This window comes from Photobacterium frigidiphilum, assembly GCF_003025615.1.
GTDB lineage: Bacteria > Pseudomonadota > Gammaproteobacteria > Enterobacterales > Vibrionaceae > Photobacterium > Photobacterium frigidiphilum.
Genome location: NZ_PYMJ01000030.1, coordinates 72,591 through 83,875, shown reverse-complemented (window position 1 = coordinate 83,875; position 11,285 = coordinate 72,591). Strand labels below are relative to the sequence as shown.

Here is an 11,285-nt window from a genome sequence, read left to right as displayed (position 1 = left end):
TACACTGATGTTGCGATGGCCGTTGGCCACGGTTAAGTGGAGAGCCGCATGCGCTGAAAGGTGCACGTGCGGTTCGGTGAGGAGAGGCAGAGAAATAGTTCGACTACGCTCTGTCTCTTACTCTACTTTGGATAGGAACGCGTTGGGCTTATTTAGCGGTAGTCATGGACTTGTTCGCAAGAAAACCTATAGGTTGGGCAATGTCATTATCGCCTGATACACAATTGACAGGTAAAGCATTATCAATGGCTGTTGAGCTACGTGAACACCCTAAAAATATCCTGTTCCATAGTGATCAAGGTAGTCATTATACAAGCATCAAATATCGGCAATTACTTTGGCGCAATCAAATAGAACAAAGTATGAGCCGACGTGGTAATTGTTGGGATAATAGCCCTATGGAACGCTTCTTTCGAAGCTTAAAGACCGAGTGGGTACCAACAACAGGATATGAACATTTTGCAGATGCTAAGAAAGACATAACTCAATATATTATTGGTTATTACAGCAAGATTAGGCCGCACCAATATAATGGTGGTTTAACACCAAATGAATCAGAGCGATTATTTAATGAAAGCTCTAAAGCACAGGCCAGTTTTCCTTGACCACTACATATTAACCTTTCAACTAAATCATGAACATTAACACCATTAGATATTAACGCATTAAAAATACCTTCTGGACTAGTTTGCTTTATGTTAAGGCTATCAACAGGCTCGCCATTCAGTCTTATGTCACCTTTATAATATGTATATGACGCTCTATCTTCTGGTGCGTAACTTACATTCTTAGCTTGATTGAATAGAAAATAAGGGTGATCTTCTTTGAAGCTAACTGCAATACCTCTGCCATCGCTACCGTAGTGAGTCCACATTAATTTGTTTGTGACATTCTTAGATAAAGAAAATACACCAATATTACAACTTAAAGCTTCTACAATCACTTGATTGAGCTTACCAACCATAGTTTTAAACTGGTATTCATCATAATCATCGATTGTTTTAAACCCAGTTTGGTCTTCAACCATAAATGGAAAAGATTCACCAAACCTTACTCCAGTTGGCTTTAAATACATGTTTTCAAGCATTTCTACAGAAGGAACTTTCTCTTTATTGTTAAATTGCCCTTGTAAATATTTTTTCTTTGCCCAAGCAATATCAACTGGAGAGAATTGATTGAAGTAAGGGTAAAATTTCGTTTCATTTTTATCATTGAGAAAAATAGGTTGAGTAAACCTAAAAAGACCATCCTCTAAAAAAGTGTAGCGAGGAACTAGCGTTTTTGTCTTTTTATAAGAAATTTCACCATAATACTTAACTAACAAATCACCAACCTCAATTTACGATGCGTAACATGTACGCTATGTTAAGTATCTGACTTTAAGTGGTAAAAATGATACTTATAGCCAAAGACCATACGTTATAGGGCATTTTAGCTCGTAATGTCTAGAAAATGATACGAGATGTATCCAAAAGTTATTGCTAATATCGGCGCATATGATGTTGATCATGTTATCAATTCTGATTCATTATAATTTGACAGTTAACCGCTCGAAACCAGGCATTTATCGGTTTGGTTAATAGTAAAAGCGGCTAGAACCTTTTTCTAAAAGGCCATCGGTCAATATGGAATACCAGAGAAAGTGATTATTAACAGCTGCCATTCCAACGCGTTAGCACTGCATTATGTCAATGTTTAAGATGGAAATTAGATGTGAGAGCAAGGGGCAGACTCGCTGGTGTAGGCTGTGGTCGATGATTTTTACGTGCGTGTAATTAGACTAAATTCTGCGACAAAATCGACAGATGAAAGCCCGTTAATTTTTCAATCAACTAGACCAACAGATGTATCTAGACAATTCAACAAAGCCGACGCAGGGGAGGGGGATTGCATGAATAGTTGGACAAAAGATCAAAGAATAGAACTAAAAATCAAGAATCTGTTTGGTTGACGTGCCACACCCACTAACCTTACAAAGTGAAGGGACAATGCCATTTCGGCATTTAAAGTAAGGGATTATAAATAATGAATAATAAAAAGATTGTTATTACGGCAGTTGCTGCCGCTATCTCGCTTGCGATATCAACACATGCCATCGCGACGACTTGTGATAATGCGGGCAGCCCTAACCCTGACACTGGTAATAAGGTAGATATTAGCCAGCAAATCTATGCAACCAGCAGTTCAAACGCTTGGGTGTATACAGACAAATATGAATACTTCCCTGATATGGCAGCGAAAGCGTTTGATAACATCGCTAGCAGCTCGCCGCATTGGGCAGAAAATACCTACTGGCGGCCCCAAAACCAAGAAAACGAATGGTTGGCACAAACTTTCCCGCAGCCCAAGCGCATCTCTGGATATACAGTAAAACCTGCCCACCAGAATATGGCCCCTGAACACTGGCAGTTCCAAGCCAGTGTTAACGGCACCGATTGGGTCACTCTAGACGAGCAACAAGGTGTCGAATTTACAGCAAGTAGAGACAAAATTACTTTTGCTATAACCGCTGAAAAAATAGCTGATTACACCTACTACCGTTTCTACTTTCCCTCTAACAGCAAAGCGATTGGCGTCAGTGAGATTGAGCTGTTCGAAGCCGAAGCATGTGAACCAACCCCGCCAGTGACTGACATAAGCAGTGTTGCTACCTACGAGTTCGAACGCCCTTGGTATGAACAATCCAGACAAGGATCCCATAGTTGGTATATAGGCTTGGATTACGCCCTGACGTATAACGGTCAATTGAAACTCTATGACCAGCTGGAAGGTGCGGTTGTAACTGGCGATCAAAGTGTAAAAATTCTGCAAATGGACAGCGGCTTGCCAGATTATCCCGGAATATCTGGAGGCCTAGATGCAAATGGCAGCAATCATTCAAACACAGTATCCAATATTCTCTATGGCTGTCTTGAGGAGGATGATTGGAATTCATACCGCTTTGTTCAAGGCTGCCAAATTAACGCTGACAAATATGCAGTCTCCTCTTACCAATTCCGGAGCCGTAATATCGAATATCAAAATCAGCCTCTGGAACAATTTGCCAACGATATATTTAACAGCAATACGCCAGATATAATGGCGATGGCCGTCGCCAATCCAACGAGCATTGCTCGTAAATCTTACGTTCACGGCGTACGGGTAGGTGATTTCATTTTTGATTCACTCGATATTCTCGCCATTAGCGCCCAACCAGGAAGCTACACCGATACTAACGCCACTATTGGCGGTAATTACTACAATGCCATTGTGGTAGGAACACCTACCGCAGGAAAAAATTACTCTACCGTTGCAGAAGTCGATAGCGAAGCAGGGGAGCGCTTCAAACCCGATGTCGTGACTACCACAAATAATGGCACTAATTCTAGTAGTTGGGCGGTTCCTTCAGTCGCGTCTTTTGTCAGCAAAATGCTCTCTGTTGCGGTACATAACCCCCACCTTGCCGATATCAATCATCCGGAAGCGGCAAAAGCCATCATTATGGCTGGCGCACATAAACAAGGCTTAACCAAGCAGGCCGATCCATCAATCGAAGATAGCCCTTTGGTTCCTTATGTTTGGAATAACATTCCGAGTAAGCCGCTTGACAGGGTGTTTGGCGCTGGCCAGTTTGACCAAGGTAACAGCTACCAGATATTTGATGCCGGTAAACAGCAAGCGGAGGCCGCTAACCAAAAAGAAACCGGTTGGGATACCACCGAAATCAGTGGTAACGGCAGCGAAATGAGTTACCACTTCACCTTGGCAGAAAATACCCCAGAGTTTTCAACCATACTGACCTGGAACCGGAAATTGACAGTTGAAAATGTGGAGTACACCAGCCACATGGCCGACTTGTCACTCGCGCTTTACCGAATCGACGCACAAGGCGAACAGCTTGTAGCAACAAGCGATGACACGGCGAACAATGTCGAACATATCTTTATCAATTCAGGGTTGGAAGCAGGTAACTACCAGTTACGTGTAACACTGAAAGACGATGTGGGATTAGAAATGATTCGCTATGGCCTTGCTTGGCAAAGTCGTGACAACTGGAAAGCGGATTCTATCTGGTAAGACAATTTAAACTGAGAAAGCCAGCGATAAGCCAAATACCGTTTACTTAACGTGAACGGTATTGTTCTCTTGTGGCTTTGTTGCCGCATTTACTATAAGTGTACTCTAAGTATTTAGATTTCTAGCTAGTCATTTTTATTTCTCAAACCAGCTTCTAGTGCTATTCCTCTCGTCTTTGCTGCTTCTTGGTACGCTTCAAATACATCTCCATCCTTACGGCCTGACAAGTGGAGCAAACCATGAACCACTAGCATGAAGAATGAGATTATGATGACAAAAATCGGAACTAAGCCCAATACGTCAAGTTTGAACAATGCAAACCCAAGTACCAAGAATATTGCTGAAATAATTACTATGGACTTACTACGTGAATGTTTTTTCATAGGAAAATAATATAAATAGAAATTTCGTATAGGCTACAAGCAATTAATTGCACATACTTTGAAATAGCCGACAAAGATAGAAGCTTATAACGTCTAACATAAGTTGCACCACGGCTAACTCACCAAGTACACTGGACTTCAGACCAAAACTGCGGAGTAAAACGTGTCAACTTGATGTTTTTATAGTTGGCGCCACATTTATTCGAACAATTTCACACTATTACTTCAAATGAGCTCTCATTTTCTCATCAGTCTGATCCCTCACTCGAATTTCTATCCAACACTAATTATGCAACGACATCAGTATGGTTAATATGCACAGAAATCCCTGATAGTTAGAAGAAAGACACATGCATAGCAATTCAGTTCCTTACACTTTGCCAAGAAAACCCAAATCACAATTACAGTTCTTAGCCAAAGTCACATCAATACCCCGCAATCTTCTGACTAATGCTGGCACACAAGAAATCGAAGCCTTATCAGCAATGATTCTATATAGACATTTAAATCGGCAACAAAGAATTGAAGCTATGACAATGATGCGCGCGGTTCAGAACAAAGCTTTAATGGGTACTTTAATTTCAAAAACTTTGGATACCACATTCGTTAATCCACAGTGGGGAGTATGGTCGCTTAACACTCAAGAGTTACAAAGCGACATTGAATTTCATTCATCTATCGATTCGGTGGCCGGATATGTAGGCGTTGGAGTTTCAGCATTAGGTGGAAAAGATTTCATAAAGAACATCTGGTCTCAAAAACGTATGGGTAAACAGAACTGGATAATGCTTGTTATTTGGGGTTGTGTTTACATCAATAAAAAAGAACTTAAAAAAGCACAAACAGAGCTGAATAATCGTACAACTATTAACACTTCAAGGCATTACTAATAATGATAAATTGGCTAGTCAAGATCGCTTTTTATGTCGTCCTATTCTCTTTCGTTATGTGGTATTGGGAAGAATCAGATAATACAACAAGAACAGGATTGTTCTATTTCCTGTTCTTAGTTTCTTTTGGACAAAATGCATATTACTCCCACAAACTATCCAAACTACAAGAGAACAAAAAGTAGCTGAGCGCCACCATAAGTGGCGCCATAACATTGAACATTGAACATTGAACATTGAACATTGAACATTGAACATTGAACATTGAACATTGAACATTGAACTTGAACTTCGTTGCTCGATGCCACATCCTCGTGCAACTACCACTAAATTTAAATTTTAGCCTGATTTCAAAAACAATAACCAATTACTTAAAATGGAGAAGTATCCTCGTAACCTTCAAATTCATTGCCACACTTTGAACATTTATAATGGCTAGTTTGCGCTGAAGTACTTAACATTTCTGTAAACAGGCCAATCACCATGTTCATTGCTTTTAGATAGATATTTGATGAACCTATATCTTTAGGCTCGAAACGTTCAGGCTCGATTTCATCGTGTGGAGTAACCTTTTCACATTCAGAACAATACAAGCGATATTGGTACTTCTGCATTATGATTTCCTTTTAAACTAGAGATAGTTAGACCAAATTCACCGAATGTAATGAGTCTGTTTGAGCGTCCTGTTAGTTTCTTTGGCTTAATTCACCTTCAGTTAGCAACTTGTACGCTAACGAAAGTGACGTTACTGTGATAATAGTAACCAAATAACTCAGGATACTAGTCACCACTTGTGGTATTCCAAATGTTTGTAATGGCACTAGGACTAAACTCAAAGTAATAGGAAATATTGCAACCACACTAAACATATATAGTGTTTTCCCTGAACTTAGGTGCCATGCATACGGAAAGGAAACACCTTTACCTATAGCAATTGCTGGAAACACAAGAGATAGGCGACACGCTACTACACCAAAAGCCACTATAATTATAATTACTGCTAAACCTAAAAAACGAGTCATAAACGTTATCGCTATAAATGCAGCCGTCAAGCAAATGTAGTGGCCAATAAACCAGATCTCAACTTTACCAAACTTAAACCTTCCCCATTTAGGTACAGAATCTACACCATGCAGAACGATTTTATGAACATTTATAGCAACAATTGCATTCAAAACGGTGAGAAAAACGTTATTCAAATAATGAAGAGGCTGGCTGTTAATGTAACTAAAGGCAAACTCCAAAACTAATGAAATAGTTATAGGTAAAATAGTTGCCAGAAATAATGCTTCTTTGTAGTACTTCGCATACAAAAATGAACCAACAACGGTTTTTCTAAACATATCGATAAGCTCTCTTAATAACACTAACATTATATTTAACGATCTAAGGTTGTATATTTCACAGTAATAGCACAACCACTTAAGGCCGACATAGCGCGATACTTGGAATAATATGTTCGCTCACTGACGAATATTCTAGCTCGTAATGTATTGTAAATTATACAAAACAGGCCTGTGAGTTACTGCTAACATCAATGCCTATGATATTGATCATGCTATCAATTCAAATTTGTTATGATTTGAAGGTTAATCGCATAAGATCATATCTTTATATATTGAGTTAAGAGAGAAATTAGCTTGGCAGTGTAAAGGGAAGTTAATGCGGGTTTTTGAGTCGACAGCGTTTCGACCAGTGAGTTATGCCGAAAAATTAGTATATATAGAGTGGCCTATATGGCTGCGTCATGGCACCAATCAAACATGGTGCGCTAAGTACAGCCTCATTGAAATATTCAGATCATGTCCGCAATACCAATAACGCAGTGCTCAGGGTAACTGCCTTAAATCCCTTATTTAGATAAATTTTTTAATTAAAACGAAATTTTTTACTTGGCGCGTAGGTCTTGTAGATAAGGCCGTTGGAATTACGGATGAAAAGTGAATAAGCAGGAGCAGTCAGATGACAGAACAGGCGATCGTGAATTGGGTTTATCAAATTGGGGCAGGGGATGCACCGTTTACCTTATTTTTCGCCATTATTCTGATGTCGTACTTACTGGAAGATGTCGCGATTGTTGCGGCTGCCGTGCTCGCTGCTAATGGTTCTTTGTCGTTGCCGCTTGCGGTATTAGCTGTTTTTGCAGGGATTGCGACGGGCGATTTAGCCTTGTATTACCTTGGGGCGTGGTCGGCACATTGGCGAGGCTTTCGTTACGCGATACTAACCAACCAAAGTATGCGCAGTGTACGCCTTCGGTTACAACGTAATACTGCAGCCAATATTTTCATTATTCGCTTTATTCCAGGCTTACGTACCTTGGGCTATGCCTTGTGCGGCATTTTCCGTGTACACCCATTACGATTTTTGACCGCAGTACTTGCCGCCACCGCAGTATGGACTAGCGTGGTGTTTACCTTGGTTTATCAGCTTGGCAGCCAAGCGTGGGTACAAACCAGCGCATACAAATGGTGGTTAATTCCGATTGCGGGGCTGATATTGCTTATCTCGAACCGCACGGTTAAACACCAGTTACAGCGGCCATTAAAGCGGCCGTCATTTTCATAGTTGTTACTTGGCTACACAAGAAACAGTTATCGTAATAACACTTATAACGATAAGCATATTTAATTTTAGGGAAGAGGCAAAAAGCCATGACAGTTAAGTCAATATTACAGTATCCACCTATTTCATCAGAGCCTCTTACGGCTGAGCATATTTCAGAACGAGCGGCTTCGCATCCTCCGCAGTTGTCGATCATTGAATCAGTTAGTCCTGTGAATATTGGCATGCCAGAAATGGAACCCGACACGGGTGTGAGTGTGTCGCGTTACGAGTTCTGGCCAGCATGGTTTTTCTATACGCCAGTGGTGATGCAAAGTCTGTGGCATGGGGTGAAATATCGTAATTTTGCGCTACCGTTAATTGCAAATCCGAGTATTGCACTTAGTGGCATGGTCGGTGAATCAAAGCATGACATTTTGTCTTTGGCGGGTTCAGAGGCAAAAAAATGGATATCGCCGTTTGTTACATTAACGCGTACCGATATGCCTGAATCAATGCAGTTGAACGATGCGCTGTTGGCGATGCAAGAAGAAGGCATCGATTTTCCTATCGTCGCGAAACCGGATATGGGGTGCCGTGGTGTGGGCGTGCAATTGCTCGATAGCGAAGCAGGAGTGCTGGAATACATATACACTTTCCCGCTGGGTGCCCGTTATTTATTGCAAGAAAAAGCGCCTTACGATGCCGAAGCAGGGGTGTTTTATATTCGTTACCCCGGCGAGAAAAAAGGCCGTGTAACGTCTATTACCTTGAAATACACCCCGTTTGTGGTTGGCGATGGTACGAGCACGTTAGCGCAATTGATTAAAAACGATCCCCGAGCAGGGCAGCTTAGTCACCTGTATTTACCGCGCCATCGAGACAAATTGGACTGGGTGCTAACTGAAGGGTGCCAGTTCCGTTTGGCGTTTGCGGGCAGTCACAGCCGAGGGTGTATTTTCCGTAATGGTAATAAATACATCACTGAACAGTTAGCTGAGCGTCTTGATCATATTTTTGATGATTTACCGGGTTTTCATTTTGGTCGGTTAGATGTGAAATTTCATGACATTAAAAGTCTGATGAAGGGTGAAAAACTGACTATTCTTGAGATAAACGGAGCCAGCAGTGAAGCCGCCCATATTTGGGATCGGAATACGCCTCTGAAAGACATCTTTAGCACCTTGTTGGTTCAGTATCGCACCTTGTATGAAATAGGTGATTTGCAACGTAAAGCGGGCCATAAAACACCCTCGCTATGGGCATTGTATAAAGCGTGGCGTGCCGAGAAAGCCTTGATTGAGCATTATCCCGCGACAGATTAAATCTCGTTGTAATTTAATGAATAAGAAGAGGTAATTATGACAATACCAGCTAGTTCAGCAACGCACGTTAACCCCAGTATTTCGCCTTTGGCATCGGATGTACATGTATTAGATTCTTGTGTAACAGGCAATGTGGATGTGATTGAACAAGGCATTGCGTTATTAGACACCTTGAGTGACGACGATTATCAACATGTGGCCATTCCGTATGTAAACAGCAGTATTGGTGAGCATTTTCGCCATAGTCTTGATTTGTATTACTCGCTGATGAATGAACAAAAAACGGGGATCATTGACTATGATTTTCGTCGCCGTGGTTCGCCTGTTGAGGCATGCCGCACAACAGCTTTACGCGAATTTGAACACATTAAACAATGGTTGCTGGCTTTGCGCAGTGGTGATATTTACCGTCATGTTGAAGTAAAAACCGAGGTGTCATTGCATCAACAATATTCTGAGCAGTTAACGTCGAGTATGGCGCGTGAATTGATTTTTGTAGCAGCACATGCGATCCATCATTATGCGCTAATTCGCGTGTCGGCATTATATTGTAATGCCGACGTTAGTGCTGATTTTGGTATTGCCCCCGCGACAGCGAGTTATTTACGAGGGCAAGCCTAATGTGTACGGCAACATGGATGTTAACATCCTCGGGTTATCAAATTTATTTTAACCGTGACGAGCAAAAAGGCCGACCAGAAGCTTTGCCGCCAACCCGCTTCGATAACACGGGCACTGAATTTGTGATGCCGGTGGATCCGGTAGGGGGAGGCAGCTGGATAGCGATGAACGAGCACGGCTTATCGTTGTGTTTGTTGAATTTTTATCAAGGTAAAATGCCGCAACAACCACTAATAAGTCGTGGTTTACTGATTAAACAGCTCGCCAATTGCCGCACTGCACATGAAGCATTAGCTACGCTGGATACCGTGCCTTTACTGCATTATGCGCCTTTCAGTTTAATGCTGTTTGATCCGGCGTTAACACAGTCACACGGCGAAGTGCTGGGTGTGTGTTGGAACGGTATTTCGCTTTCGACGATCACACCGCAAGCACCGATGGTGTCATCAGGGGTAGATTTGCACAATGTGACAGCGCACCGCCAAGGTGAATACCTGCGCTATATTGAACACGGGCTGACGGCTGAATCGCTGCGTGCGTTTCATGCCAGCCATGTGCAAAGAGATGAATCGTTAGCATTTAAGCGCAATGCATGCCATAGCCACCTTTCTGCCTGTATGCACCGCGACGATGCGCATACCGTTAGCTTTACGCACATTGAAGTAAGCCCGCAGTTATTAACCATGAATTATCATGCGGGATCGCTCTGTGCAGACAAAAACTGTGAAAAAAGAGAAATAAATGGCAATAAAAACCCGATATCCTCGTTCTTATTAGTCAGGAAGATGATTACTACACCAGCAGAACTCATTATTTAGAACATTTAAAACAGTACTTGAAATAACATTCGAAAAACATGACGTTCTGTTATAGGCAGAATGGTGATGAGCAAAAGGAAAGGGAAGACATGAAAGCATTAATGGGATTACTTTTATTATTAGTCAGTGGATCTGTATTCGCAGGCGACGCTATTTATACCGGATTATTTAGCAATAAAGCCTTAGACGGCTACGACACGGTGGCCTATTTCACCGAGGGTAAACCTGTAAAAGGGAACAGCGCCTACATTACTGAATATAAAGGCGCAGATTGGTATTTTTCATCTAAACAAAATCGTGATCTGTTTGTGAAGAACCCAGATAAATATGCCCCGCAATACGGTGGATTCTGCGCTTGGGCTGTAGCGGCTAAGAACGACCGTGCACCGGGCGATCCCCAGCAATGGACTATCGTAAAAGACACCAACAATGTGGCTAAATTGTACCTCAACTACGACAAGACAATTAAACAACGTTGGGAACAAGATATTTCAGGCTTTATCGTAAAGGGTGATAAAAACTGGCCGACACTGTTAGCTAATTAACAACTATAAATAAAAGCGCGTAAATAGAACTTATAAACCAGAACTCATAAGTTAACGTTTATAAATGAAAGTTCAGAAAAACGCGCTACCCATCCCTCATTTA

10 protein-coding genes and 1 pseudogene are annotated in these 11,285 nt (G+C 41.6%); 8 read left to right on the top strand and 3 right to left on the bottom strand.

Annotation, left to right across the window (positions count from 1 at the left end; translation table 11 throughout):
• Positions 1-116 precede the first annotated feature (116 nt).
• Positions 117-605: pseudogene (locus C9J12_RS22680) on the top strand (IS3 family transposase); the annotation flags it as partial.
• Here the strand turns inward: C9J12_RS22680 and C9J12_RS22675 are convergent.
• A complete protein-coding gene (locus C9J12_RS22675; RefSeq protein WP_107244771.1) occupies positions 503-1,324 on the bottom strand; it encodes a hypothetical protein in 822 nt (273 codons plus the stop codon). The pseudogene C9J12_RS22680 and the gene C9J12_RS22675 overlap by 103 nt on opposite strands.
• A 701-nt stretch (positions 1,325-2,025) precedes the next feature.
• On the opposite strand from C9J12_RS22675, the gene C9J12_RS22665 reads away from it, so the two are divergent.
• Together C9J12_RS22665 and C9J12_RS22655 are read left to right on the top strand one after the other, a co-directional pair.
• A complete protein-coding gene (locus tag C9J12_RS22665; RefSeq protein WP_107244769.1) occupies positions 2,026-4,056 on the top strand; it encodes a discoidin domain-containing protein in 2,031 nt (676 codons plus the stop codon).
• 733 nt (positions 4,057-4,789) lie between these two features.
• Complete coding sequence (locus C9J12_RS22655) at positions 4,790-5,329, top strand: hypothetical protein (protein ID WP_107244767.1); 540 nt, start codon at positions 4,790-4,792, stop codon at positions 5,327-5,329.
• Between the two features lie 371 nt (positions 5,330-5,700).
• Here C9J12_RS22655 and C9J12_RS22645 read toward each other — a convergent pair whose 3' ends face one another.
• Both C9J12_RS22645 and C9J12_RS22640 read right to left on the bottom strand, forming a co-directional pair.
• Positions 5,701-5,943: a hypothetical protein gene (locus C9J12_RS22645; RefSeq protein ID WP_107244765.1), complete on the bottom strand. Its 243-nt coding sequence runs from the start codon at positions 5,941-5,943 to the stop codon at positions 5,701-5,703.
• Positions 5,944-6,015: 72 nt separating this feature from the next.
• On the bottom strand, positions 6,016-6,672 hold the full coding sequence (locus C9J12_RS22640) for a hypothetical protein (RefSeq protein WP_146150102.1): 657 nt from the start codon (positions 6,670-6,672) through the stop codon (positions 6,016-6,018).
• 619 nt (positions 6,673-7,291) lie between these two features.
• Here C9J12_RS22640 and C9J12_RS22635 point away from each other — a divergent pair.
• The 5 genes from C9J12_RS22635 (at position 7,292) to C9J12_RS22615 (ending at position 11,182) form a co-directional block, all read left to right on the top strand.
• Positions 7,292-7,897, top strand: a complete 606-nt coding sequence (locus C9J12_RS22635) for a DedA family protein (protein ID WP_107244763.1) — start codon at positions 7,292-7,294, stop codon at positions 7,895-7,897.
• Positions 7,898-8,118: 221 nt separating this feature from the next.
• Positions 8,119-9,198, top strand: coding sequence for a D-alanine--D-alanine ligase (locus C9J12_RS22630; RefSeq protein ID WP_107244780.1), 1,080 nt, complete (start codon positions 8,119-8,121; stop codon positions 9,196-9,198).
• 36 nt (positions 9,199-9,234) lie between these two features.
• Complete coding sequence (locus tag C9J12_RS22625; protein WP_107244762.1) at positions 9,235-9,819, top strand: DinB family protein; 585 nt, start codon at positions 9,235-9,237, stop codon at positions 9,817-9,819.
• Entirely contained in the window at positions 9,819-10,637 is an 819-nt protein-coding gene (locus C9J12_RS22620; protein WP_107244761.1) for an NRDE family protein, read from the top strand. Before C9J12_RS22625 ends, C9J12_RS22620 begins: the two co-directional genes overlap by 1 nt.
• An 89-nt stretch (positions 10,638-10,726) precedes the next feature.
• Positions 10,727-11,182: a YHS domain-containing (seleno)protein gene (locus C9J12_RS22615; protein WP_107244760.1), complete on the top strand. Its 456-nt coding sequence runs from the start codon at positions 10,727-10,729 to the stop codon at positions 11,180-11,182.
• The last annotated feature ends 103 nt before the right edge of the window (positions 11,183-11,285 follow it).

Bases quoted from the DNA above. Each gene is read 5' to 3' on its own strand.
- C9J12_RS22665 (WP_107244769.1), top strand. From the start codon at position 2,026: ATGAATAATAAAAAGATTGTTATTACGGCAGTTGCTGCCGCTATCTCG.
- C9J12_RS22655 (WP_107244767.1), top strand. From the start codon at position 4,790: ATGCATAGCAATTCAGTTCCTTACACTTTGCCAAGAAAACCCAAATCA.
- C9J12_RS22645 (WP_107244765.1), bottom strand. From the start codon at position 5,943: ATGCAGAAGTACCAATATCGCTTGTATTGTTCTGAATGTGAAAAGGTT.
- C9J12_RS22640 (WP_146150102.1), bottom strand. From the start codon at position 6,672: ATGTTTAGAAAAACCGTTGTTGGTTCATTTTTGTATGCGAAGTACTAC.
- C9J12_RS22635 (WP_107244763.1), top strand. From the start codon at position 7,292: ATGACAGAACAGGCGATCGTGAATTGGGTTTATCAAATTGGGGCAGGG.
- C9J12_RS22630 (WP_107244780.1), top strand. From the start codon at position 8,119: ATGCCAGAAATGGAACCCGACACGGGTGTGAGTGTGTCGCGTTACGAG.
- C9J12_RS22625 (WP_107244762.1), top strand. From the start codon at position 9,235: ATGACAATACCAGCTAGTTCAGCAACGCACGTTAACCCCAGTATTTCG.
- C9J12_RS22620 (WP_107244761.1), top strand. From the start codon at position 9,819: ATGTGTACGGCAACATGGATGTTAACATCCTCGGGTTATCAAATTTAT.
- C9J12_RS22615 (WP_107244760.1), top strand. From the start codon at position 10,727: ATGAAAGCATTAATGGGATTACTTTTATTATTAGTCAGTGGATCTGTA.